The 24,874-nt window shown below is 42.5% G+C and carries 22 protein-coding genes; 21 read left to right on the top strand and 1 reads right to left on the bottom strand.

Annotated elements, in window-relative coordinates; genetic code table 11:
• Nucleotides 1-2 precede the first annotated feature (2 nt).
• Complete coding sequence (locus tag C825_RS15965; RefSeq protein ID WP_194235699.1) at nucleotides 3-1,358, bottom strand: TlpA family protein disulfide reductase; 1,356 nt, start codon at nucleotides 1,356-1,358, stop codon at nucleotides 3-5.
• Nucleotides 1,359-1,879: 521 nt separating this feature from the next.
• Here C825_RS15965 and nspC point away from each other — a divergent pair.
• The 21 genes from nspC to C825_RS15860 all read left to right on the top strand — a co-directional run bounded on the left by nspC (nucleotide 1,880) and on the right by C825_RS15860 (nucleotide 24,840).
• Nucleotides 1,880-3,019: a carboxynorspermidine decarboxylase gene (gene nspC, locus C825_RS15960; protein ID WP_010803201.1), complete on the top strand. Its 1,140-nt coding sequence runs from the start codon at nucleotides 1,880-1,882 to the stop codon at nucleotides 3,017-3,019.
• Nucleotides 3,020-3,154: 135 nt separating this feature from the next.
• Nucleotides 3,155-4,108 (top strand): signal recognition particle-docking protein FtsY, encoded by a 954-nt coding sequence (gene ftsY / locus C825_RS15955; RefSeq protein WP_010803200.1) that lies wholly within the window; start codon nucleotides 3,155-3,157, stop codon nucleotides 4,106-4,108.
• Nucleotides 4,109-4,245: 137 nt separating this feature from the next.
• Nucleotides 4,246-5,544 (top strand): 30S ribosomal protein S12 methylthiotransferase RimO, encoded by a 1,299-nt coding sequence (rimO, locus tag C825_RS15950; protein ID WP_010803199.1) that lies wholly within the window; start codon nucleotides 4,246-4,248, stop codon nucleotides 5,542-5,544.
• 20 nt (nucleotides 5,545-5,564) lie between these two features.
• Nucleotides 5,565-5,912: an HU family DNA-binding protein gene (locus tag C825_RS15945; protein ID WP_007656546.1), complete on the top strand. Its 348-nt coding sequence runs from the start codon at nucleotides 5,565-5,567 to the stop codon at nucleotides 5,910-5,912.
• Nucleotides 5,905-7,152 (top strand): HU family DNA-binding protein, encoded by a 1,248-nt coding sequence (locus tag C825_RS15940; protein WP_010803198.1) that lies wholly within the window; start codon nucleotides 5,905-5,907, stop codon nucleotides 7,150-7,152. The genes C825_RS15945 and C825_RS15940 overlap by 8 nt, the downstream gene beginning before the upstream one ends.
• A gap of 158 nt (nucleotides 7,153-7,310) precedes the next feature.
• Nucleotides 7,311-8,306: an AAA family ATPase gene (locus tag C825_RS15935; RefSeq protein ID WP_007656548.1), complete on the top strand. Its 996-nt coding sequence runs from the start codon at nucleotides 7,311-7,313 to the stop codon at nucleotides 8,304-8,306.
• Between the two features lie 260 nt (nucleotides 8,307-8,566).
• Nucleotides 8,567-9,436: a DUF58 domain-containing protein gene (locus tag C825_RS15930; protein ID WP_010803197.1), complete on the top strand. Its 870-nt coding sequence runs from the start codon at nucleotides 8,567-8,569 to the stop codon at nucleotides 9,434-9,436.
• 2 nt (nucleotides 9,437-9,438) lie between these two features.
• Nucleotides 9,439-10,440: a hypothetical protein gene (locus C825_RS15925; RefSeq protein WP_010803196.1), complete on the top strand. Its 1,002-nt coding sequence runs from the start codon at nucleotides 9,439-9,441 to the stop codon at nucleotides 10,438-10,440.
• Between the two features lies 1 nt (nucleotide 10,441).
• A complete protein-coding gene (locus C825_RS15920) occupies nucleotides 10,442-11,428 on the top strand; it encodes a vWA domain-containing protein (protein WP_010803195.1) in 987 nt (328 codons plus the stop codon).
• Nucleotides 11,429-11,440: 12 nt separating this feature from the next.
• Nucleotides 11,441-12,460 (top strand): vWA domain-containing protein, encoded by a 1,020-nt coding sequence (locus C825_RS15915; RefSeq protein ID WP_007656552.1) that lies wholly within the window; start codon nucleotides 11,441-11,443, stop codon nucleotides 12,458-12,460.
• Between the two features lie 13 nt (nucleotides 12,461-12,473).
• Nucleotides 12,474-13,220 (top strand): tetratricopeptide repeat protein, encoded by a 747-nt coding sequence (locus C825_RS15910; RefSeq protein WP_010803194.1) that lies wholly within the window; start codon nucleotides 12,474-12,476, stop codon nucleotides 13,218-13,220.
• A 32-nt stretch (nucleotides 13,221-13,252) separates the two neighbouring features.
• A complete protein-coding gene (locus C825_RS15905) occupies nucleotides 13,253-15,061 on the top strand; it encodes a BatD family protein (RefSeq protein ID WP_010803193.1) in 1,809 nt (602 codons plus the stop codon).
• Nucleotide 15,062: 1 nt separating this feature from the next.
• Entirely contained in the window at nucleotides 15,063-15,830 is a 768-nt protein-coding gene (locus C825_RS15900) for a tetratricopeptide repeat protein (RefSeq protein ID WP_010803192.1), read from the top strand.
• Nucleotides 15,830-16,516 carry a phosphatase PAP2 family protein gene (locus C825_RS15895; RefSeq protein ID WP_010803191.1) on the top strand — a complete coding sequence of 229 codons (687 nt, stop codon included), beginning with the start codon at nucleotides 15,830-15,832 and terminating at the stop codon, nucleotides 16,514-16,516. The genes C825_RS15900 and C825_RS15895 overlap by 1 nt, the downstream gene beginning before the upstream one ends.
• 152 nt (nucleotides 16,517-16,668) lie before the next feature.
• On the top strand, nucleotides 16,669-16,944 hold the full coding sequence (locus C825_RS15890) for a hypothetical protein (RefSeq protein ID WP_007656557.1): 276 nt from the start codon (nucleotides 16,669-16,671) through the stop codon (nucleotides 16,942-16,944).
• 115 nt (nucleotides 16,945-17,059) lie between these two features.
• A complete protein-coding gene (locus tag C825_RS15885; RefSeq protein ID WP_007656559.1) occupies nucleotides 17,060-18,172 on the top strand; it encodes a universal stress protein in 1,113 nt (370 codons plus the stop codon).
• 540 nt (nucleotides 18,173-18,712) lie between these two features.
• The gene (locus C825_RS15880; RefSeq protein WP_010803190.1) at nucleotides 18,713-21,091 is read left to right on the top strand and encodes a DUF4906 domain-containing protein; all 2,379 of its coding nucleotides are present in this window, start codon (nucleotides 18,713-18,715) and stop codon (nucleotides 21,089-21,091) included.
• A 139-nt stretch (nucleotides 21,092-21,230) separates the two neighbouring features.
• The gene (locus C825_RS15875; protein ID WP_010803189.1) at nucleotides 21,231-21,425 is read left to right on the top strand and encodes a hypothetical protein; all 195 of its coding nucleotides are present in this window, start codon (nucleotides 21,231-21,233) and stop codon (nucleotides 21,423-21,425) included.
• 37 nt (nucleotides 21,426-21,462) lie between these two features.
• Nucleotides 21,463-21,702 carry a hypothetical protein gene (locus C825_RS15870; RefSeq protein ID WP_232312534.1) on the top strand — a complete coding sequence of 80 codons (240 nt, stop codon included), beginning with the start codon at nucleotides 21,463-21,465 and terminating at the stop codon, nucleotides 21,700-21,702.
• 145 nt (nucleotides 21,703-21,847) lie between these two features.
• Nucleotides 21,848-22,051, top strand: coding sequence for a hypothetical protein (locus C825_RS15865; protein ID WP_010803188.1), 204 nt, complete (start codon nucleotides 21,848-21,850; stop codon nucleotides 22,049-22,051).
• Between the two features lie 182 nt (nucleotides 22,052-22,233).
• Nucleotides 22,234-24,840, top strand: coding sequence for a DUF4906 domain-containing protein (locus C825_RS15860; protein ID WP_010803187.1), 2,607 nt, complete (start codon nucleotides 22,234-22,236; stop codon nucleotides 24,838-24,840).
• The last annotated feature ends 34 nt before the right edge of the window (nucleotides 24,841-24,874 follow it).

The following is a 24,874-nucleotide window of genomic DNA, read 5'->3' as shown; positions in this document are numbered from 1 at the left end:
GCTTACAATAAACTGTTTATTTTCTGTTTGGTTCGCGGATCACTGGGACGTACCACTGTCCCATAATCCACAATGATCCCTTCCCGATTGAGTAACAGATAATGAGGGTAACCTTTTAATTCCAGTCGGTTCAATATTTTATAAAAAGAGTTCTCATCCGAAATGTCTGTTTGATACAGGCAATCGATGCCTGGCTGTTGCAGATCCAGCCGTTTCACTAAATCTTCCCATGTCTTTTTGGGACCGCCGGCACAAATACTTACTATAACGACATCTCCCGGAGAATATTCTTTACGAAGTTTTTTGAGTGGTTCCATTTCTTTCAGGCAAGGGGGGCATGATGTAGTCCAAAAATCCAGGTAGATTACTTTTCCCTTATATTTGTCCAGTATTTCATAAATGGGTTTCATAAAATCTGTGTCAATCTTTGAGTTTGGCATATCAGAATAGTTCCCATAAAGCATATAATTGGATACGGTACGGGGATTTTTCAGAAAATCTTTTTTGTTTTGATAAGCCAGATGAAGTTCACGGTTTAAAACAGGAATATGCACAATTGAATCGAGCTGTTTTTGCCGACTGGAAAAGAGTGTTGTATCGTTACTTATTAACGATTGTGAGATTGATGCAGCATAAAGATATTGCCTGATATTCTTTCCGGTAGGGTAGGCTGCTATGATATCATCGAGATTAGTCTTCTCTTTCTTCATCTTATATATTGGGTAAGAGATAAAAGAGTTAACGATCTCTGTCAGTTTGAATATATTTGACGGAATGATTTCCCCTTCGAAAAGAGAATCGGTCTTAACAAATATTTCCTGTTTATTGTATCTGGAGATATCTTTATTTTGCCAGCTCCGGTTATTCAGGTAGCTTATTAGTGTGCAATAATAATCGATCTCCAGGAGTTTGTTTGTGTATTGCTGTATTTCTTCATCCGGTTTGTATTTTTCGAGAAACTCCTGTCTGCGTTCTTGTCGTAGTTGATATTCTTGTTGCAGTTCTGCATCAAAAGCCTCCGGTTCCAGATCTCCTCTGATCGAATAGTGTTCTATATAATAGCGTCCGCTCTGTACGAAAGTATTTGTTTCCTGATTCCTTTTCTCTGCATCTCCAAAAATCTTCGGATTAAGTATGTTTTTAAAGTCTATCTCCACATGCAAACTATCGCCTGGACTGACTAATATATGGTCTGCAAACTTATTGATCTGTACATTCCGGAGTTTAGCGTAAGGAGAAAAATGAAATGAAAAACTACCGTCCTCTGCAATAGGAACAACATATTTCGTTTCCTGATCCCGGAAAAAAGGAACGATAAGTGTTAAGTCTTTTTCCTGCGGGTAAAAATCTCTGTTCAAAATTTTCCCGGTAATAAGAACTTCTTTTGAGTAATCTTCATATTCTTTGTCGGATGAATTACAACACAGACATAAAAAAGGAAGTAGAAGTAATAATAGTTGTTTCATGATATTCAGAATTACAGGATACTTATACAAGTAACAAATATACTATTTTATATCAAATAAGAAAGTTTGAATCGAATAAAAAATCTATACCTTGTGTAAGTACAATAGTTAGATAAAAATTAGCCAAGCCTAAGTTGAGAGCTGTGAGTATAACTATTTACTGAGTGAAAGTGGGTGACACTATAATGTTACTAAATAGCATCCTTTATTCTCATTGTTAAAAGGGAAGAAAAGCTATATTGTCATAGTTGACAGATAATGGATATGCTTATTGGATTTATTACTATGTAGTTTGTTTTCGACGTCCTCAAAAACAAATTAGTTACCATACAAATCTTCTTCAGGTCTATAAGGTGGGATATTATGAATATAAGATTATCTTTGTAGCTTGTTTAATAGAATAAAGAAACTAAATGATCGATTTCAACGTAATACCCTCTCCTTGTTATGTAATGGAAGAGAAGCTGCTTCGTAATAACCTGGCACTGATCAAAAGTGTGAAGGAGCGGGCAGGAGTGAATATAATTCTTGCATTTAAAGCATTTGCTTTATGGAAATCTTTTCCGATCGTTCGTGAGTATATACCGTATTCGACGGCCAGTTCGAAGTTTGAGGCACAATTGGCTTTTGAAGAAATGGGAAGTCCGGCACATACCTATTCGCCGGCTTATACGGAAATGGATTTTCCTACCATATTAAAATACAGTAGTCATGTAACCTTTAATTCCTTGTCTCAGTTCGAGCGTTTTTATCCGATGGTGAAAGCAGACGGGAATCGGGTATCGTGCGGTTTACGCATTAATCCGGAATATTCGGATGTGGAAACGGAATTGTATAATCCTTGTGCGCCCGGTTCGCGGATGGGCATTATAGCCGACCTGCTGGGTGAAAAGTTACCGGAAGGAGTGGAAGGATTGCATTTCCATACATTATGCGAATCGACTTCGTTCGATCTGGAAAAAACATTGGGAGAAGTGGAGAAGCGTTTCGGACGTTTTCTTCCGCATATAAAATGGTTGAATATGGGGGGCGGACATCTGATGACTCGCAAAGGATATGATACGGAGCATCTGATATCATTACTTCATGGTTTTAAGGCTAAGTATCCTAATTTAGAGATCATTATGGAGCCAGGAAGTGCCTTTGCATGGCAAACGGGATTTCTCCTGACAACCGTTGTGGATATCGTTGAAAACCACGGAATAAAGACGGCTATAATTGACGCTTCGTTTACCTGCCACATGCCTGATTGCCTGGAGATGCCATATAAACCGGTTATCCGTAATGCTACAGATCCGGTAGAGGGAAAACCTACTTACCGAATCGGCGGAAACAGCTGTCTGAGTGGTGATTATATGGGAGACTGGTCATTCGATGAACCGCTGAAGATAGGGGACAAGATCGTCTTTGAAGATATGATTCACTATACGATTGTCAAAACATCCATGTTCAACGGCATACCGCATCCGTCATTGGCTCTCTGGAGTAAGGATGATGAACTGGTGGTCTACAGAACATTCGGTTACGAAGACTATAAAGGAAGAAACGGTTAAGTTGCAACAAGCAGGTGGCAGGGCTGTTTTTGCGGAAAACAAATAACTTTCCACGGTCAACTGTCATCTGTCAACTAAAAAAGTTGTAACTTAGCAGCCTCATTCTAAGCAGAAATAAATTAAGCGAATTAATATATGGGTATTTTTAGCTTTTTCAGTAAAGAAAAAAAGGAAACTTTAGACAAAGGGTTATCTAAGACCAAAGAAAATGTTTTTTCTAAACTCACCAGGGCTATTGCCGGTAAGAGCAAGGTCGATGATGAAGTATTGGATAATCTGGAAGAGGTGCTTATCACTTCCGACGTCGGTGTAGATACGACGTTGAAGATCATTGAGCGTATCGAAAAGCGCGTAGCCCGGGATAAATATGTAACTACCCAGGAACTGACGACATTGTTGCGCGATGAAATCGCAACTCTGCTTACCGAAAACAATACGGAAGATGCCGAAAGCTTTACTGTGCCGGAAGATAAAAAGCCCTATGTAATTATGGTAGTCGGTGTGAACGGTGTCGGTAAGACTACTACGATCGGAAAGCTGGCTTACCAGTTTAAGAAAGCCGGAAAGAATGTCTATTTGGGAGCAGCCGATACATTCCGTGCTGCAGCGGTGGAACAGCTTGTCATTTGGAGTGAACGGGTAGGCGTGCCTATCGTAAAACAAAAGATGGGGTCTGATCCGGCTTCCGTAGCGTTTGATACGCTTAGTTCAGCCAAGGCAAATGGAGCGGATGTCGTTATCATCGATACGGCCGGCCGTTTGCATAACAAGATAAACTTGATGAATGAGTTGACCAAGATCAAGAATGTGATGAAGAAGGTTATCCCTGATGCTCCTCACGAAGTTTTGTTGGTCCTGGACGGTTCGACAGGTCAGAATGCTTTTGAACAGGCAAAACAATTTACTGCTGCAACTGAAGTGAATGCCCTGGCTGTAACGAAACTGGACGGAACGGCTAAAGGTGGTGTAGTGATCGGTATTTCAGACCATTTCCGTATCCCGGTGAAGTATATCGGCCTGGGTGAAGGAATGGAGGATTTGCAGGTCTTTAATAAAAAGGAATTTGTCGATTCGCTATTTGGAGAATAATAATACCAGATAAGAGTAACTTTTCCCCTCTTGAGAGGGGGCAGGGGTGTGTTAAAGCCTGTTTTTGGACAGAATTATAACACACCCCTTATCCCCTCTCAAGAGGGGAACTAGTTACTATCAGTTCATAAAATAATATGAGGAAAAATAAAGTAGATATCATAACGCTTGGATGTTCGAAGAATCTGGTCGATTCTGAACAGTTGATGCGTCAGTTTGTAGCTAACGGTTATACGGTGGAGCATGATCCGCATAAAATAAACGGGGAGATCGTTGTCGTTAATACCTGCGGTTTTATCGGTGATGCGCAGGAAGAATCGATCAACATGATTCTGGAACTGGGTGAAGCCAAGAAAAAAGGAAAGATCGGCCAGTTGTATGTAATGGGATGTCTCACCGAACGTTTTCTGGAGGAAATGAAACAGGAATTGCCGGAGGTAGACCGTTTTTACGGTAAATTCAACTGGAAGCAACTCCTTACAGATATCGGTAAGTCTTATCATCGTGAACTGGCTTCCGACCGTGTATTGACCACCCCGAAACATTATGCCTTTCTGAAAATAGCGGAGGGGTGTAACCGAACTTGTTCCTATTGTGCCATTCCTATCAGTACCGGACATTACCAGTCCCTTCCGATGGAGCAGATAGAAGAAGAGGTCCGTTTGCTTGTGGCACAGGGTGTAAAAGAATTTCAGGTGATCGCCCAGGATTTGACTTATTACGGAAAAGATATATATAAAAGGTACGCGTTGCCGGAATTGGTCGAACGTATTTCTGATATCCCCGGAGTGGAATGGATTCGTTTGCATTATGCTTATCCAACCCATTTCCCTTATGATTTGTTGCGGGTGATGCGTGAACGTGCAAATGTCTGCAAATATCTGGATATCGCTTTACAACATATCAGCGATCCGATGCTTACAAAAATGCGCCGCAATATCACGAAGGAAGAAACGTATGCTTTGCTGGAACGCATCCGTGAAGAAGTTCCGGGTATCCATATCCGTACAACCTTGATGGTGGGCCATCCGGGTGAAACGGAGCAGGACTTTGAAGAACTGGTCGAGTTTGTCAAAAAGGCACGTTTCGAACGTATGGGTGCTTTTGCCTATAGCCATGAAGAGGGTACCTATTCATTCAAAAATTATACGGATGATGTCCCCGACGAAGTCAAACAGGAACGTCTGGATTATCTCATGCGGATACAGGAAAGAATATCTGCCGGGGTGAATGAGTCGAAAGTGGGTCAAACTTTTAAAGTAATAATCGACCGGGAAGAGGAAGACGGCTATATCGGTCGTACCGAATTCGATTCTCCGGAGGTGGACCCTGAAGTGATTGTTTTTAAAGAGCACTCATTGAAACCGGGAGAGTTTTACAACGTAAATATCGAAGAATCACAGGCTTTCGACCTTTACGGAAAAGTGTTGCTTTGATATAAAAAGCATTAAGAAGTTTGTCTGTTTACAAAAAAATTACTAATATCGTGGCTGAATCTATAGATGAAGCAAGTATGAAAAACAAGGAACTGATTACAGAATTATCTGTAAAACTGGGATGGACGTCGAAAGAGGTAACAGAAATGTTAGCCGCTTTTGGGGCTGTGGTCGGTTCGAAACTGGCGGATAATGATGCTGTCTATTTACAGGGATTCGGGCTGTTTGAAGTCAAGAAGAAAGCGGAACGTATCTCTGTTAATCCTGCAAGTGGAAAACGTTATCTGGTCCCACCCAAACTGGTTCCTGTCTTTAAGCCGGGGGCGACCCTGAAATCCAAACTAAAAGAATTGAGCGACAATGAATAGTCGGCTGACAATACAAGATCTGGCCGGTTTACTGGCCGAGCGTACCGGAAAGGATAGGAATAGCGCCGAGCAGTTCCTGAGAGAGTTTATTGCCATCGTATCACAAGGAGTTTTTACCGATAAAGTAGCTAAAATAAAAGGACTTGGTAGTTTTAAAATCGTTTTGGTAGAAAAACGGGAGAGTATCCATGTGAATACCGGCGAGCGTTTCCTGATACCTGCACATTATAAGTTTTCCTTCCTCCCTGATAAAGAATTACGTGAACTGGTAAATAAACCGTTCTCTTTTTTTGAAACTACGGAATTGAACGAAGATGTTGACTTTACCGATCTGGACGTATCCAATACGGTGGAAGACAAAGAAGCGGAAGATGAATCTGTCGAAGAAATCCTTCAGGAAAGCGAAGAAGTGATCGTTGAAACACCGGAGCCATTGCAGCCGACAGATGATGTCTGTGTTTCTGAAGAACTTCCGGAGGTTGAGCAGCCGGTCGAAGAACCCGCAGAAAATGAACCGGAAGAAGTAATCGAAGAATCGATAGTCCCGGACGAGCCCTCTCCGGCAGAAAATGATATTCCTGAGCAAACCGAACCGGAAAATACATCTTCAGACCAGTTAGAAGAAGAGACGAAGCAAGAACCTTCTGTTGCCAATTATCCTGGCATGGACGGGTTTCAGATTGAAGACGAGGAGCCGACGGCTTCTTCCTGGATCAAAATACTGGTATCCGTCGGTGTCGTTGCCATTGTTGCAATAGCAGGTATCTTCCTGTATCTTAACCGGAGTTTATTCCTGGGATCTGATACGTCGGGATCGACTGTCCTGACAGGTATGTCGTTGCCGGGAACAGCTGTTGTTCCTGAGGATACGACCCGTGTGGAAGAACCCGAAGTAACAGAAGCGGAACCTGAAACGGTAGAGGAGAAGGATACTGTTTCCGTCGAATCCGTAGCGCCGGTAGTCGAGCCTGCGGCACAAACACCTAAAATACTGGCAAAAGTAAAAATAGAACCGGGAAGCCGTCTGACCTTGATCTCTCTTGAATATTATGGGAGTAAAATATTCTGGGTTTACCTGTATGAATATAATAAATCAGTCATCAAGGATCCGAACAATGTCCCCGTAGGTACTGAGATACAGGTGCCTGCACCGGAACTGTACGGGATAGACAAACATAGCCGTGCTTCCGCAGAGAAAGCCGCTGCACGTCAGACAGAAATATTGTCCGGAAAATTGTAACTAAAATCCACGATTTTAAGTAAAATAAAACAAAATAGTTCTCGCTTCGGTTAGTATTATTTAACTGCAAAAGTGAAGGATACGAATTTAACATTTCTAATTTTGTGCAACTATAAAAACAAGCAGAAACAATAACAATATAAATAAGAAAAAAATCTATGAGTCAGACAGTAGACATTCGTGAGTTGAACGAACGGATTGAGAGTAAAAGTTCGTTTGTAAACATGATTACGATGGGCATGGACCAGGTAATTGTTGGACAGAAGCATTTGGTTGAATCGTTAATGATCGGTCTGCTTTCAGATGGGCATATCCTGCTGGAAGGTGTTCCCGGCTTGGCTAAAACACTTGCCATTAAAACATTGGCCTCACTGATCGATGCCAAATACAGCCGTATACAGTTTACGCCGGACTTGCTGCCGGCTGACGTGATCGGTACAATGATTTATAGTCAGAAAAGCGAAGAATTTCAGGTAAAACAAGGCCCGGTCTTCGCTAATTTTGTGTTGGCGGATGAAATTAACCGTGCACCGGCCAAAGTACAGAGTGCACTGTTGGAAGCCATGCAGGAACGTCAGGTGACAATCAGCGAAAACACGTATAAGTTGCCGGAACCCTTCCTAGTAATGGCAACCCAGAACCCGATCGAGCAGGAAGGTACTTATCCGCTGCCCGAAGCGCAGGTAGACCGTTTCATGCTGAAAGTGATCATCAACTATCCGAAGAAAGAGGAAGAAAAACTGATCATTCGTCAGAATATCTCCGGCATCAAACCGGATATCAAACCGATCCTGACAAAGAACGAGATACTGGAAGCACGTAAAGTGGTGCGTGAAGTATATCTGGATGAAAAGATCGAACGCTACATCGTCGACATCGTGTTTGCAACCCGTTTCCCGCAGGAACATGGCCTGGCAAACCTTTCCAATATGATTGCATTCGGTGCGTCTCCCCGTGCTTCCATCAATTTGGCGCTGGCTGCCCGTGCTTATGCATTTATCAAACGCAGAGGTTATGTGATTCCGGAAGATATCCGTGCCGTATGCCACGACGTGATGCGCCACCGTATCGGTTTGAGCTACGAAGCGGAAGCGAATAACCTGACATCCGAAGAGGTGATCAGCGAAATCCTTAATAAGGTAGAGGTGCCTTAACCTTCGGTTCTGGCAATGCTTTTTTACTGGTGAAAAATGCCTTCTCGGTTTGGGAAACGACTTTGCACCCTTGTAAAATGCTTTCCCGGCGTGGGAAACGACTTTACACCCTTGCAAAATGCTTTCCTGGTTTGGGAAACAGTTTTTCACCCTTGTAAAATGCTTTCCCGACTTGGGAAACGGTTTTTCACCCTTGTAAAATGCTTTCCCAACTTGGGAAACGGTTTTACATCAGTTTTGAAAGCACAAATTGAAGAAAAATGGAAACAAGTGAACTATTAAAGAAGGTTCGGCGAATTGAAATAAAGACCCGCGGCTTGTCCCGCAATATTTTTGCAGGACAATACCACTCTGCCTTTAAAGGCCGTGGTATGGCGTTCAGCGAAGTGCGCGAGTATCAATACGGCGACGATATCCGCGATATCGACTGGAACGTGACCGCCCGCTATGTGCGCCCTTATGTAAAGGTGTTCGAAGAAGAGCGCGAACTGACCGTGATGTTGCTGATCGACGTATCGGGTAGTAGAGACTTTGGTTCCGTGAACGTAATGAAGAAAGAGGTTATTACGGAGATCGCTGCGACACTGGCTTTTTCGGCTATACAAAATAACGATAAGATCGGTGTGGTGTTCTTCTCTGATAAGATCGAGAAATTTATTCCGCCTCAGAAGGGGAAAAAACATATTCTTTATATCATTCGCGAACTGATCGACTTCAAGCCACAGGATACGAAGACGGATATCGCTCAGGTTTTGAAATTCCTGACCAACGCCATAAAGAAACGTTGTACGACTTTCCTGATATCCGACTTTATCGATAAGGACGGTTTTAAGGATGCCCTGACGATTGCCAACCGTAAACATGACGTGGTGGCTATCCAGGTGTACGACCGTCGCGAAACCGAACTTCCGTCTGTCGGATTGATGAAGATAAAAGATGCTGAAACCGGTGCAGAACGTTGGATCGACAGTTCTTCCGCCCGTGTTCGCGAAGCCTATAAGGAATGGTGGAACCGCCGGCAGACTATCATGAGCGATTCGTTCAAGAAATGCCGGGTGGATTCGGTTTCTATTCGTACGGAAGATGATTATGTGAAGGCATTGATTGCTCTTTTTGATAAACGTAGTTAAGCATGCAAAAGAAAATAATAAATAAAAGCTTTCTGTTCCTTCTTCTGTTCCTGCTGGCAGGAGGGAAGATGGTGGCACAGCAGACATTGATCGATGTAAAGATCGACTCGGCTGCCATCCTGATCGGAGAACAGACTGTTTTACATTTGACGGTTACGACAGACAAGGACAAACTGGTTCAGATAGTGATCCCCAACGACACATTGATGCGTGGGGTAGAAGTGCTGAGCCTTTCCAAAGCGGATTCGTCGGTTATCGAGAACGACCGCCTGCTGATCAAGCAGGATATTCTGATAACTTCTTTCGATTCGTCATTGTATCTGTTGCCGCCACTCAAAGTAATCGACGGAGTCGATACTGTTTATTCAAACCAGGTGGCCCTGAAAGTTTCGACCATTCCTGTGAATGTGGATAAACCGGAAGAGTTTTATGATATAAAGGATATATGGAAACCGCCTTTCGTGCTGGCAGACTACTATCCGCTTATCTATGGCATATTGCTGGCTCTGTTCCTGATTTGCGTGATTGCCTATATTATTAAACGTATACGCAACAAGCAATCTCTTATCCCATTCAAGAAACCGGAACCGAAGCTCCCGCCTCACGAGCAGGCTATCAAGGAACTGGATGAGATCAAGCAACAGAAACTCTGGCAGCAGGGGCGTAGCAAGGAGTATTATACGTTAATCACCGAGACATTGCGTCGCTATATCGTAGACCGCTTCGATATCAATGCGATGGAAATGACTTCCGGCGAGATCCTGGACATTATCCGCAAGCAGCACGAAGCTGATTCGGTTTACGAAAATCTGAAACAGATACTTAATTTGTCTGATTTCGTGAAATTCGCAAAAATGAATCCGCTGCCTGATGAGAATGATCTGAGTATGGTGAATGCATACTTATTTATTAATCAGACGAAGATTGAAGAAGTTGCCGTTCCCGAAGCAGAGACGGAAGGGAAAGCAACTGAAACAAACGATTCTAATATAACAAAAGAATAAAATGGTATTTGCAAATCCTACATATCTGTATTTGTTATTGCTGCTTATCCCGATGATAGGATGGTATATCTGGAAGCTCTGCAAAAGTCAGGCTAGTTTGCAGGTATCATCTTCGGAAGCATTCGATGCACCGGGAGCAACTTCATGGAAAGTATACCTGAGACATGTTCCTTTTATATTAAGGATGGCGGCAGTGGCGGTACTTATTATCATACTGGCTCGTCCGCAGTCGACGAATAGCTGGCAAAACACCTCGACAGAAGGTATCGATATTGTGCTGGCAATGGATATTTCCAGTAGTATGCTGGCACAGGACCTGAAACCGAACCGCCTGGAGGCCTCCAAAGATGTGGCGGCTTCCTTCATCAACGGTCGTCCGAACGATAATATCGGGTTGGTTGTTTTTGCAGCTGAAAGTTTCACACAATGCCCGCTGACGACTGATCATACGGTGTTGTTAAACCTGTTCAAGGACATTCAACCGGGAATCATCCAGGATGGAACTGCCATCGGCCTGGGATTGGCTAATGCGGTAAGTCGTATTAAAGACAGTCAGGCTAAATCAAAAGTGATTATCCTCTTGACCGATGGTGTGAATAATGCGGGTGAGATTGCTCCGGTAACGGCTGCAGAGATTGCCAAGACATTCGGTATCCGGGTTTATTCGATCGGGGTAGGGACACAAGGTATGGCTCCTTATCCGTTCCAAACGGCATTCGGGGTACAATATCAGGATATTCCAGTCGAGATCGATGAAGCGACCTTGAAACAGGTTGCGGCAACGACCGGCGGACAGTATTTCCGTGCAACGGATAATGCCAGTCTGAAAGAAATCTATTCGGAGATCGACAAGATGGAAAAGACCAAGATCAGCGTTCAGCAATATAGCAAGAAACAGGAGGAATATAAGAACTGGGCCTTGTTGTTATTCGCTTTGCTTTTGGTTGAGATTTTATTGAGAAATACATTGTTAAGAAATATACCGTAAATATAAAGGCTTATGTTTCGTTTTGCACATCCGGACTTTTTGTACTTGCTTTTCATCCTTCCGGTGTTGATTGCATTTTATGTATATGCAATCATCCTGAAGAAAAAAGCAATAAAGAAATATGGTAATCCCGAATTGTTGGCAGAGTTGATGCCGGAGGTATCTCCCAAACGCCAGCATCTGAAGTTTTGGCTATTGTTCGGAGCCATCACGATGGTTATCTTTGTTATTGCGGGACCGCAGTTTGGTTCTAAACTGGAAACCGTAAAACGCCAGGGCGTCGAAATAATGGTTTGCCTGGACGTCTCCAACTCCATGTTGGCCGAAGACGTATCACCCAACCGTCTGGATAAAGCTAAACAGATGTTGTCGAAACTGACGGATGGTTTTAAGGATGACAAGATGGGGTTGATCGTTTTTGCCGGTGACGCTTTCACCCAGCTGCCGATCACTTCCGATTATATTTCGGCAAAGATGTTCCTGTCATCCATCAACCCGTCGATGGTGTCGACACAAGGTACGGCTATTGGTTCGGCTATCAATCTGGCTATGCGTTCATTCACTCCCAGTGAAACATCCGATAAGACAATTATCCTGATCACGGACGGTGAGAACCATGAAGGCGATGCTGTAAAAGCCGCTGCCGCTGCTGCCGAAAAAGGCATTCATGTGAATATTGTCGGCATGGGTGATCCGAAAGGTTCCCCGATTCCTGTTGCAGGAGCCAACAATTATATGAAGGATAAAGACGGCAATGTCGTTATCACGAAGTTGAGCGAACAAATGTGCCAGGAGATCGCAGCCGCAGGACATGGCATGTATGTCCGTGCCGACAATACCAACTCTGCATTGAAAGCATTGCAGAAAGAGATAGAGAAGATGAATAAATCGGAACTCGACAGCAAAGTCTATTCCGAATACAACGAACAATTTCAGACACTGGCATGGATCGCATTGATCCTGTTGATCGTAGACTTCCTTACCTTAGACAGGAAGAACCGAATTTTCAGAAAAGTAAAATTGTTCTCTTAATTCAATGGATAAGATGAGACGTATACGAAAATCAATGATATGGATGGGAGCGCTCCTGTTTTGCTCGGGAGCGGTGTTTGCCCAAAAGGCTGAACGTAAGAACGTACGTGAAGGAAACAAGTTGTATGGCAACGAAAAGTTTACCGAATCGGAAATTGCTTACCGTAAAAGTCTGGAAGTAAATCCCCGTTCGGTTGAAGGAACTTACAATCTGGGGAACGCCTTATACAAACAGAAAAAGTTTCCTGAAGCAGCTGAGCAATACCAGTTGCTGACCGGTATTGCTGAAAAGATGGCTGAAACTGAAGAAGGAAAAGCCCGTCTTGCAAATATATTCCATAATCTGGGCGACATTAGCATGCAGAATAAAGAGTATGACAAAAGTGTGGAAGCATTCAAACAGTCTTTGCGTTTGAATCCGGCTGATGACGAGACCCGCTACAATCTGGCATTAGCCCAGAAGTTGCTGGAAAATCAACAGAATGAGAATCAGGATCAAAACCAGGATCAGCAGAACCAGGACAAGAACGAAGATCAGGAAAATAAGGACGATCAACAGCAACAAGACCAGCAGCAGCAGCAAGACGACAAGAAAGAAAATAAGACTCAGCAAGAACAGCAGCAAAATGAACAGATGAGTCGGGACAATGCGCAGCAGATGCTCGATGCCTTCCTGCAGGATGAAAAGGATACGCAGGAGAAAGTAAAGAAAGCACAGGCACAACAGCAACAACGTCGCAAAACAGATAAAGAGTGGTAATTGATACAGAAAACAGAAAAAACAACAATATAATGAGAAGATTAGCTTTCTTATTCGTTCTATTTCTAACAGCCGGGGTGATGGCAAAGGCCGCTGATGTGACCTTTAAGGCAGTCGCTCCGAATGCTGTTGTGATGGGGCAACAATTCAGATTGGCGTATACCGTAAATGCTGAAGCGAAGGCAAGCGATTTGCGGATACCCGAACTTACGGATTTCGAAGTACTGATGGGGCCGTCTCTTGCCACAAGTTCGAGTACTCAGATTATTAATGGAAATGTTTCTTCGGAAGTCGCTTACACATTTACTTATATCCTGATGCCGAAGAAAGAGGGTACGTTTAATATCGGGGCAGCTTCTATCAAGGTAAAAGGAGCGAATTACACATCCAACTCGTTAAGTGTAAAAGTACTTCCTCCGGACAAGGCTGCCGAAGCAAATGGCGGACAAGCCGGAACAGGTATAGGCAAGGATGATTATTTTGTAAGAATGGAAGTTTCAAACCGGAATGTGTATGAACAGGAAGGTTTTCTGGTCACTTTCAAATTATATGCAGCACGCATGTGCGGACTGGAAGGAGTAAAATTTCCGGAGTTTGAAGGATTTCTTGCTCAGGAGATAGAGTTGCCGCAGGAAAAGCAATGGTCGCAGGAACATTATAACGGTCGTAATTATTTCACCGTTGTTTTGAAACAAACAGTCCTTTATCCGCAACGTTCAGGAAAACTGACAATAGAAAGCGGTAAGTTCGACGCTATTATCAGTATTCCGACCCAACGGAAAATAAGCAGCATTTTTGATAGTTTCGATGACATGTACGACAGAGTACGGAAAGCATTGGTATCGAGTCCTGCTACAATAGATGTGAAGCCATTGCCTTCCGGTAAACCGGCATCGTTCTCCGGTGCGGTAGGTAATTTCACCATGACATCGGATATTAATTCCAATAATGTAAAGACAAATGATGCTGTCACTATTAAAGTGAAGATTTCCGGTAACGGAAATATCAAACTGATCAAGAATCCGGAAGTTGTTTTCCCGAATGATTTCGATACTTTCGACCCAAAACAGGAAACAGATGTCAGAACGACAACTGCCGGAGTAAGTGGAAGCAAAACGATCGAATACATGGCTATTCCCCGTTATGCCGGAGATTTTGAGATACCGGCTATCTCTTTCTCTTATTTCGATCCTAAATCAGGTACTTATAAGACATTGAAGTCCGATCCTTACAAGCTTCATGTAGAACAAGGCGAGGGGGGAAGCAGTAATTCTCCGGTCGTGTCTAATTTCAGCAATAAAGAGAGTGTGAAGTATCTGGGTAAAGATATCCGTTTCCTGAAAGTGAAAGATTTCAATTTCATTGCCAACAACGATATTTTCTTTGGATCGTTCATGTATTACATGTGCTATCTGGTACCGGCCATCCTGTTTATTGTCTTCTTCTTTATTTATCGCAAGCAAGTAAAGGAAAATGCCAACATAGCATTGGTTCGTACTAAAAAGGCAAATAAAATCGCTGTCAGGAGATTGAAGAATGCCGGCAAGCTGATGAAGGAAAACAAGAAAGAAGAGTTCTATGATGAAGTTCTCCGGGCTTTGTGGGGATATTTGAGTGATAAACTGAATATTCCTCAGGCAAGTCTGACCAAAGATAATGTGGAAACCGAATTGGCCAAATTTGGTGTGGATGATACCTTAACAAATGAGTTTATGGATATTCTGAACACCTGCGAATTTGCCCGCTATGCGCCGGCTCAGGCTTCGGATGCTATGGATAAGTTATATGAGTTAACCGTAGATGCCATTGGTAAGATGGAGAATACAATTAAAAAGCAATAAGATGAAAACGAATATAAAGATTAAAAATATATTGTTTTTTCTATTGATTCAGTGTCTGGCATGGACTGCTTATGCGCAGGATGCAGCGATAAAGGAAGCTGAGACTGCGTATACCAAAGAAGATTATGGAAAAGCAATCGAGTTATATGAAGGAATACTGAAAAGTAATGGCGACTCACCGGAGATTTATTATAATCTGGGGAACGCTTATTACAAAGCAGGAAAGATTGCCTCTGCAATATTGAATTATGAGCGGGCGCTGGTTCTTGATCCGGGTGACGCCGATGTCCGTTTCAACTTACAGATGGCACGTCAGAAGACTGTTGACAAGATTGAACCGGTAGACGGATTTTTCCTGAGCAGATGGTTCGAATCCATTCAGAATATGGGAGCAGCTGACTCCTGGGCTAAAATGGGAATCGTTTGTTTCATCTTATTCATCGGATGCCTGATCCTGTTTTTCTTTTCAAGGCAGATTCGCCTGAAGAAAGTCGGTTTCTATATCGGTGTGTTACTTTTGCTTTGCGTGATTATGACAAATATCTTTGCCGCAAATCAGAAGAGCGAACTGGTAAACCGTACACATGCTATTGTTTTTGCTCCGACAGTAACAGTGAAAAGTTCTCCGGATGCAAGTGGTACGGATTTGTTCGTTCTGCATGAAGGAACAAAAGTGTCTGTCAGAAGTACATTAGGCGACTGGAGTGAAATAGCACTGGAAGATGGTAATGTTGGCTGGATGCCGACAAAAGATATAGAAACAATCTGATGGTAGAAAAAATATTAGTTTACGAACGGGATTTGTTCTTCATGCTTAACGGCAGCGATTCTCCTTTCCTTGACCGCTTTATGTGGTTGTATTCGGGTAAGGCAGTCTGGCTGCCGTTAGCCTTTTTTATATTGGTCGTACTGCTGTATAAGAAGAAATGGCGGGAATCTATCCTGATATTACTGGCGATAGTGCTGGTAATAACTCTTTGTGACCAGTTTGCTTCACATGTGTGCAAACCCATTTTTACCCGCTTCCGGCCGACACATCATCCGGATTTTATGGATCAGGTAAAAACTGTCTTTGATTACCGGGGCGGCCGATACGGTTTTATTTCCAGCCATGCTGCTAATGCTTTCGGTTTTGCGACCTTTATGTCATTGTTGTTCCGTTACCGGCTGTTTACATGGACGATCTTCCTTTGGGCTGCTCTTACCGCTTATACCCGTGTATATCTGGGGGTCCATTTTATTTCGGATATTGTTCCCGGAGCGATCGCAGGAGTATTCTTTGGCTGGTTGGTATATTGGCTATATGTCAAAGTCCGTCCGGTAGTTACCGGTACAAACAGTAATGCCAGTGAGCTATATTCGGTCGGGCAGAAGCGTCTGATCGTATATGCGATTTTCATTGCTGTTTTAATAATAGCAGTATTTAATGTTCAATTAGTTGCCTGTTTAAGATAAAATAAGCAGTTACAGTTAAATATAACACATGTCGTAAAGCATGTTTGCTAAAAGGTTTATTTTAACGAAATAATTTGTCCCTCTGATTTATATTGCTTAAGTTAGTGCCATTAATTAATAAACGAAGTATTAACCTTCAAAATAAGGAAACCATGACAAAGACAATCACTTTTAATGAATTGCGCAGAATTAAAGACCGTCTGCCTGACGGTAGTACTCATCGTATTGCAGATGAGTTAGGTTTATCAGTTGAAACTGTTCGTAATTATTTTGGTGGATATAATTATAAGGATGGTAAAAGCTGTGGGATACATATCGAACCCGGACCAGATGGTGGTTTGGTAGTTCTGGATGATACAACAATATTTGAACGTGCTTTACAGATACTGGCGGAAACAGAGGATGTATCTGAAGCACAGCAGGCGTAAAGAATTTTACAGTACATAAAAAATCCCATAGCTGACTAAACAAAAACGCTGTGGGATTTTTTTTATTAGTGATATTAGCATTTTCCGATTGTTTAATCTATAAAAACACACGAGTATGGAAGATAAATTAGTAACATTAGCTATTCACACGTTCGAGAAAGCTCAGATTCTCAAAACAATACTTGAAACGGAAGGAATTGAAGTTTATATACATAATGTAAATCAGATTCAACCGGTCGTTTCGGCAGGAGTGCGTGTGAGAATTAAGGAAAGTGATCTGCCTCATGCCTTGCGCATAATAGAGGACAGTAAGTGGCTCAGTGAGGATACGCAGGAAGAAGTTGCAGCCCCGCAGGTGAAAAAGATCCTGATCCCGGTTGATTTTTCTGATTATTCCATTAAGGCTTGTGAACTGGGTATTAATTATGCCTATCATGCAGGTGCAGAAGTAATGATCATGCATGCTTATTTCAGCCCATATTTTCCTTCGGCAATTCCGATGGGAGACACGTTGGCTTACCAGGTAAATGAAGAAGAGTCTGTACAGAACGTGTTGAAACGTGTACAAATTGATATGGAGAACATTTGCACATTGATCAACCGTAAGATGCAGGCTGGCGAATTGCCTAAGGTAAAATATAATTATGTATTACGGGAAGGTCTGCCTGAAGAAGAGATTCTCGCATATTGTAAGGAATATCATCCTACGCTTATTGTCATGGGTACGCGTGGAAAGAGCCAGAAAGATATGGATCTGATCGGCAGTGTCACCGGAGAAGTGATAGAAGTGAACAAAGTACCTGTTTTGGCAATTCCGGAAAACATACGCTTCAATGATTTTGGCGAAGCCAAAAATATTGCATTCGCTACTTCCTTCAACCAGCGCGACCTGGTGGCTTTCGATGAATTTATGGACCTGGTGAAGGGATATGATATTCATATTCATCTGTTCAATATATCGACAAGTAAAGACGAATGGAACGAAATACGTCTGACTGGTGTCCGCGAATATTTCCTGAAACAATATCCGGATGCAAACATTACCCATACGGTACTGGCCGACGGCGATTTGTTGCTGGCTATCGAAAAGTTTGTCCGCGATGAACAAATCGACATGATTGCATTAAGCACATATCGTCGCAATATTCTGGCACGTATGTTCAACCCGTCGATTGCACGTAAGATGCTATTTCACACCGATACACCGTTATTGGTGATGCATGCTTAATACTTAAAATATATAAGAGAATCGTAGCCCCGGTAGTTGTTTGCCGGGGCTTTTTTTATACAATTCCTAGCTGGAGTTGTACAGCTTTTGGTGTGCATTTTTTAGTAGTACCCCCGTATTGTTAATGTGCGTAAAAAAAGGAAAGGGAGAGTCAGAAAAAAACGATAAAAATAGAAAACGGAGAGTTTAAACGACAGTTTGAATCTCAAAGGGAAGAGAAAAAAGAGGAAAATACCTTTCTTTTATAAGAAAGAGATTCTGTATCAAAATGATTGATAATCTAGCGTTATCGGCAGCTAAAGTAATAACTTTTAACGACCGGAGCAAGGTTTTGAGGGACTATTTTATTACAATTTGATAAAATTGAAATAACGCCATCCTGAAAGGTGTAAAAGTTTATTGATTCATTGCGGTATTTAATGCGTTGAAAAACAACGTTGTACGGAAATCGTCAGTCCCAACTCTCTTTCTTATAAAAGAAAGAGATTCTGATAAAATGTTAAAATAGTGCTTTTGATGTAGTAAATTAATGATAAAAGAATGGCAGATATAGGACACAAATTAGAAACGAAAGGAGTAATTATGACACTCTTATCACTGGTATTAATAAGCACTGGTTGCGAGGAACAAATCGACCCTCCGGCGGTGAATCCGTCGGAGGGAAAGATGGTGGAAGTAACGCTCAATATCGGTTTTGCCGACGAAGCAGACGGATCTACCCTGTCTGCACCATTGACAACTAAATCGAATGAAGCAGCTTTCAGTTACGCTCTCCAACCGGCAATGGCAACGAAAAGAGCGGAGAGTTCCCTGAAACCGGACAAACTCTATAAATTAGAAATACAACAGTACGATCGTTCCGGCAATCGCATAGGAGGAATGAATGCAAGTGATGTTACTGATCACGAAATCGGTTCCGCTTTTAGTCAAACTTTGACAGCAAACTCCGACTGCCAACTGGTGATCGTGGCATGGGGTAGCGGAAATACAACTACGCTGGGAACCGATAAACTGGCTTCCGCCCAGGAAAAAAGCATTGACGCTTCTGTTATATCTAAACTAAATCCTTCCACTCAATCCGATATGAATAAGATGCCATATATCTTGCATCTGGAACATGTCTGTGTAGAAAGCAACACCATCAAAAGCATCGAGGGCGAGAATAAAGATGTCCGTTTGCTGCTGCGTCGACTGGCAACCCGGCTAACACTAGATTGGACTTATTCATACAGCGGTTATCAGTTAAAACAGATTCTTTTGCAAAGTATCCCTACTAATTATAAAATAGTGGCAGCCCCCGATAAAACCGACAAAACTTATCCTTCCTTATTGGACCAGTTCACTACTATACAGTTGACAGCAGATGAAATAGATTCCCAGATATACTCTTGCTGGGTTCCGGCTAACGTGCGCGGTTCAAACTCTGCGGCCACTTCTCAGAGATACCGTATCAAATCGAATGCCCCGACGGGTAGTTCATATGTCGATTTTATTGCAGCCAATACATTTGAACCAAAGAAGAAACTGAGTTACCGTGTCTATCTGGGTGGCTCTGAATCTTCGGACTTCAATCTGTATGGCAATACGGATTATAATTATAAGGTAACGATCAACCATACCGACTATCCTGTCAACGACCGTCGTGTAACAATTATCGACCCTATTCCGGCTTCTGAGAATAACAGCAACTTTGTACCGACAGCCAACTGTTTCATGGTAGCTCCCGGTGGGGCATTTTGCTTCAACCCTTATAAATATAATGTAGGAGGGACAACAAAAAACAATACGACATTGGCAGGTTCTGATTGGTGTAATATTAACGGCTCATCAATCGGTACCCCCATCAAATATGTAAAAGTCTTGTGGCAAACGAAAGAGTACGGCGATATTGGTGATCCGATACTCGGAGTTGTCAACTCATCAACCGACCATACCAATATTGTTGATATAACAAATGGAGAAAGTGTTGAGAATGCTCGTATCTATTGCCGCATTGCACCGAATACGCTAGGCGGTAGCGGAGCCATAGCAGCTTATAATGAAAGTGATGAAATCCTATGGAGTTGGCATATTTGGGTAACAGATTATAATCCGGATGCGACAGGGAATCAAGATGTACAGACTCCGGTAAATAAACGAAAACTGAAATTTGAATATGGCAGTTATACCGGCAATTTGCCTATGATGGATCGTAATTTGGGTGCAGCGGCAGGATATATAACACTACCTCCTGATGAACTGGAGAAATCGAAGACGAATGGTTTTTATTATCAATGGGGCAGGAAAGATCCTTTCAGAGGGAGTTACTCCAATGTTAATATCTCGCAAGTTTTAAATACAGAAATAAAAGCAAATGCTCCTACAAAAGGACTTTTGAGCCTATTTGGGGCGGACGGACTTACTTTTTATCCGATGTCGGTTATACAACAGCGGGTTTCTTTTCGGGAAGCGTATAAAGATCCGGGGAATATGTATAAAATACCTACAGGTGCCAGTCAATGGATTGATTCTGCTACAGAAGAATATAGAAATGCCTGGGGAGCTGGTAACAGCAAAGGTCTTCATGATCCTTGTCCGGTAGGATGGCGCATTGCAAACACAGCTAATTATCGACAATTATTCACTTCTGGTGGTATGGGAGCTCTGAGGATTAAAGAGATGGGATCCGGCGGATACGTAATCTATTATGATAGAGATGGTGTAAACACAACTTACTTCTATCGGGCAGGTTACTGGTCTCAGTATGGTCTGACTAGTATTAATGGCAATATGTACATGTGGTGTGGAGATGCGTTAAGCGGAACAAGTGGCCATGGCGGATCCCATTTAATTATGGGAGGGGATAATACCGGCAAATTTCTTAATAATGGTAATGAACGGGAATCTTTACTTGTCCGCTGCATCCAGGAACGGGAGTAACCGTTGATGTATAAAAAAGGTCCCTTCCCCGGACCTGCCAGCAACCGGGAAAAAACGAGTTCTTTGACATGATGGGATTGATAAGATAGAAAGGGGAGTGAAGCCCTTTTGTAGACTGAAAAAGGATTATATATAATGTATGCAGAAGACCCGTCAGAAATACTTTTCCGACCGTATTTTGTATTATGCCTCGTTTGCAATCCAGCAACAGTCTGTTGTAACCCGTGAGAAATTAGCACATTTGTCGGAAGAAGAGCGTAAACGGCATTGGGATTACAATATAAATAAGGTATATATTGTCTGTATCCTTAATTATGTGATGGCTCCCGGATGAACTCAACAACCAACTATTCCAGAAGCTGAAAAGCATTGTGGAGATAGAACGTATGTCGGCCAATGAACGTTTGGAGTACGAACTGAGTCTGGCTGTCGAACGTGATTTGCTTTCTGCCCTTGATGCCAGTTTTGAAGATGGTGAAGAGAAAGGTCGTGAAGAAGGTTTAAAAGAAGGCATTAGTAAAGTCGCTCTTTCGATGAAACAATCAGGTATTCTTTTATCTGAAATAATCAAATTGACTGGTCTTTCTTCCGAAGAAATCGAGCAACTCTAACATTCCCCAAAAATCTTATCAATCGCATCTGTAAAATATAATCAGATGCACCCAATAGTTACGCAGCACCCCATCCGGGTGTTGCGCCGCTTTTTGTGTGTCTGAAAGTAATAGTTAATGTGCGTAAAAAAAGGAAAGAGAGAGTATGAAAAATGTGGTAAAAATAGAAATCGGAGAGTCGAATGATAATATGAAACTCAACGGGAAGAGAGAGGAGAGAAAAATCTCTTTCTTTTATAAGAAAGAGAGTCGTGTCAAAATGCTAGATTATCAAGCATTATTGGCGGCTAAAGTAGTAACTTTTAACGACTGGGGCAAGGTTTCGGAGTACTATTTTGCTACAATTTGATAAAATTGAAATAACGTCATCCTGAAAGACGTAAAAGGTCATTGATTTAATTTGCATATAACACGCTGAAAAACAGCGGTTATACAGAAAGCGTCAGTCCCAAATCTCTTTCTTATAAAAGAAAGAGATTCTGACAAAATGTTAAAACGGCGCTTTTGATGTAGTAAATTAATGATAAAAGGATGGCAGGTATAGGACACAAATTAGAAACGAAAGGAGTTATAATGACGCTCTTATCACTGGTATTAATAGGCACTGGTTGCGAGGATAAAATCGACAGTTCGGTGGTGAATCCGTCGGAAGGAAAGACGGTGGAGGTAACACTCAATATCGGTATTGCCGACGAAGAGGATGGGACAGGTGCAAGCGCTTCGCCAACCAGTAAGGCAGGCAGTAGCAGCTACAGCGGTTCGGCCTTTGAGGTCGTATCTGTCGCCGATGTACAGACTAAATCTGGTACGGATATTCCCGATCAACTCTACAATCTGGAAATCTGGCAGTATAATGAAAGTGGAAACAAGATTGGCGGTGAAGCATTAGGGAATGTCACTATCGGTTCTACTTTTACTGCCAGCCTGACTCTGGCCACCGGATGCAAACTACTGCTGGTCGCCCGTGGAGCTTCTACTGATTTCGAATCGTTGTCCGGTAAAACTTTATCCGCTGTGCAGGATTTGAAAGTGGAAGCTAAAAAAAGTAATATCAATAAGATTGCTACCAATGCCACCGGTAACGGTCTGGCCAATATGACCTATTATCTTTTGCTGGAAAATGTCAATATCACCTCCGACGGTAAAATCGAAAGTCCGACGGGCAAAGACGTTCGTCTGCTGCTCAAACGGCTGGCGGTAAAAGTTCAGTTAGACTGGACTTTTGCTCAGGAAATGACCAATAAAGGTTACACCCTGAAAGAAGTCAAACTCTGCCAGGTACCGGCGCATTACCGCCTGGTCCCTCAAACAGAGAAAACTGATAAATGGGGCGATGTCTATCCGAGCTCCGTTGCTGAGTTTGTCGACCTTTACCGTCTGACAGGAACAGAATTGACAGATGCCAAAGGTACGCAAACCGTCTGGATTCCCGCCAACGCCCGAGGCATATCTCCCTATTCCAATTCCCCTTATTATCGGAATAAGACAAATGCCAATCCAGCAGCTACCTATGCCGAGTTTGTAGTAGACAACAGCGAAAAGAAAGAACGTCTCTACTACCGTGTTTATCTGGGTGGTAACGAAACGGATGATTTCAATCTGTTGGAAAATAAGAACTATCATTGGACGGTGAATATCAATAATGCTAACTATACTAACGATCCACGCATCCAGTTGCTTGATCAGACCCCGGTTGAAAGTAGTAACCTGCAACCGACCTCTAATTGCTTCATGATGCGTCCGGGTACGAACATCTGCTTCAACCCTTATAAGCATGAAGCCGGCACAAACGGCTGGAATACGGAGTTAACAACCGGTGCTATTATCCAGTCTCAAAAAACAATAGACCATGTGGAAGTTCTTTGGCAAACGAAAGATGCGGGAACCAGTGGCGATCTGGTTATGGGATATGTCATAGACGACAATAACCATGAGAATCTGGTCAACCTGACTAACGGCAATGATATAAACAGCGCCCGTATCCATGTAAAAGTACCTGTTACCAACGGAGGAAACGCGGTGATTGCAGCCAAAAACAGTAGTGGTACAATCGTTTGGAGTTGGCACATCTGGATTTCCGATTATGTGCCGGTTGGACTGTCTGGCGATATCACAACAATAAATCGCAATAAAGCTATTGAGGCCGCACAAAATGCAACTCAGGAAGGAATGGTACAAGTTTATGGAGGTATCTCATGGACTGATCCGAACGGTGCTTTTTACAGATGCGTCATCATGGATCGTCATTTGGGAGCTATCCGGGCCGGCATGCAGACAAATCAATTGGATGGCGTAAGAACTTTTGGGTTGCTCTATCAGGGTGGCCGGAAAGATCCGTTCTTTAGTTCTGCCGATGGAACAACAAACGAAGCAAAAACTATTTATAACGGGAATGGTGTAGAAGTGAGTATAGACAGAAGCTTTTCATTCACTACCTATCAGCAAACAATTGAACACCCCTTGGCCTTTTGTAGAAATGATGATGCAATGGCGAACAAACCGAATGCCTGGAATGGAGATAAGGCAAAAACAATCTACGATCCTTGTCCGCAAGGTTGGCGAGTACCGTCCAGTGAATATCTGAATAATGCCAATCAGACCGCAGGTGGTTATGATCAACGTGATGGTGATGCAAAAAGTGCGCTGTTTGCTGGTTTTGGCTTTTCAAATAGCTCTTATGTCACAGCAAAGACTAATAGTGATGATCTCTTAACCCCTGGCAATATTTTATATTATGATGGTACAGCATTGCATGAAATGTCAGAAGGAAAGAATAAGTCCTCTTTCCCGGGTTCGGGCTATCTCTATATTGGAGGAAGCGGAGAAAGCAAAGAGAATAATTCCAAGAAATCGGCATTCTTTCCAGGGGTATCTCTCCGGGAACAGGCAAGTGCTAACTACAGAGCTAACAATAGTAATAATGCGCTTTACTTATGGTCATCCACTCAAAATAATAAGCCTGGTAACATGCCTTTTTTGGAATTTAATCAAATATCAGCCGATAACACAGTAGCAGGAAAAGTAAATCTTTGCTTTCAATTGAATGATCATCGTATATACGGCTTTTCTGTCCGCTGTATTCAAGATAATATTTTTGACCGGGAGCCAGCCGATTATCAGGCTGATCTAAAGAAATAAATTCATTGTTAATGTGCGTAAAAAAAGGAAAGAG

It is taken from the genome of Parabacteroides sp. ASF519, from assembly GCF_000364265.2.
Taxonomy (GTDB): Bacteria; Bacteroidota; Bacteroidia; order Bacteroidales; family Tannerellaceae; genus Parabacteroides; species Parabacteroides goldsteinii.
This window is presented reverse-complemented; position numbering and strand designations above follow the sequence as displayed.

What these genes read in the sequence shown, in the direction of transcription:
- C825_RS15900 (WP_010803192.1), top strand. Translation starts at nt 15,063, where the DNA reads ATGAAAACGAATATAAAGATTAAAAATATATTGTTTTTTCTATTGATT.
- nspC (WP_010803201.1), top strand. Translation starts at nt 1,880, where the DNA reads ATGATCGATTTCAACGTAATACCCTCTCCTTGTTATGTAATGGAAGAG.
- C825_RS15885 (WP_007656559.1), top strand. Translation starts at nt 17,060, where the DNA reads ATGGAAGATAAATTAGTAACATTAGCTATTCACACGTTCGAGAAAGCT.
- C825_RS15930 (WP_010803197.1), top strand. Translation starts at nt 8,567, where the DNA reads ATGGAAACAAGTGAACTATTAAAGAAGGTTCGGCGAATTGAAATAAAG.
- C825_RS15920 (WP_010803195.1), top strand. Translation starts at nt 10,442, where the DNA reads ATGGTATTTGCAAATCCTACATATCTGTATTTGTTATTGCTGCTTATC.
- rimO (WP_010803199.1), top strand. Translation starts at nt 4,246, where the DNA reads ATGAGGAAAAATAAAGTAGATATCATAACGCTTGGATGTTCGAAGAAT.
- C825_RS15880 (WP_010803190.1), top strand. Translation starts at nt 18,713, where the DNA reads ATGGCAGATATAGGACACAAATTAGAAACGAAAGGAGTAATTATGACA.
- C825_RS15895 (WP_010803191.1), top strand. Translation starts at nt 15,830, where the DNA reads ATGGTAGAAAAAATATTAGTTTACGAACGGGATTTGTTCTTCATGCTT.
- C825_RS15860 (WP_010803187.1), top strand. Translation starts at nt 22,234, where the DNA reads ATGGCAGGTATAGGACACAAATTAGAAACGAAAGGAGTTATAATGACG.
- C825_RS15905 (WP_010803193.1), top strand. Translation starts at nt 13,253, where the DNA reads ATGAGAAGATTAGCTTTCTTATTCGTTCTATTTCTAACAGCCGGGGTG.
- C825_RS15915 (WP_007656552.1), top strand. Translation starts at nt 11,441, where the DNA reads ATGTTTCGTTTTGCACATCCGGACTTTTTGTACTTGCTTTTCATCCTT.
- C825_RS15865 (WP_010803188.1), top strand. Translation starts at nt 21,848, where the DNA reads ATGAAAAATGTGGTAAAAATAGAAATCGGAGAGTCGAATGATAATATG.
- ftsY (WP_010803200.1), top strand. Translation starts at nt 3,155, where the DNA reads ATGGGTATTTTTAGCTTTTTCAGTAAAGAAAAAAAGGAAACTTTAGAC.
- C825_RS15935 (WP_007656548.1), top strand. Translation starts at nt 7,311, where the DNA reads ATGAGTCAGACAGTAGACATTCGTGAGTTGAACGAACGGATTGAGAGT.
- C825_RS15940 (WP_010803198.1), top strand. Translation starts at nt 5,905, where the DNA reads ATGAATAGTCGGCTGACAATACAAGATCTGGCCGGTTTACTGGCCGAG.
- C825_RS15875 (WP_010803189.1), top strand. Translation starts at nt 21,231, where the DNA reads ATGCAGAAGACCCGTCAGAAATACTTTTCCGACCGTATTTTGTATTAT.
- C825_RS15925 (WP_010803196.1), top strand. Translation starts at nt 9,439, where the DNA reads ATGCAAAAGAAAATAATAAATAAAAGCTTTCTGTTCCTTCTTCTGTTC.
- C825_RS15890 (WP_007656557.1), top strand. Translation starts at nt 16,669, where the DNA reads ATGACAAAGACAATCACTTTTAATGAATTGCGCAGAATTAAAGACCGT.
- C825_RS15910 (WP_010803194.1), top strand. Translation starts at nt 12,474, where the DNA reads ATGAGACGTATACGAAAATCAATGATATGGATGGGAGCGCTCCTGTTT.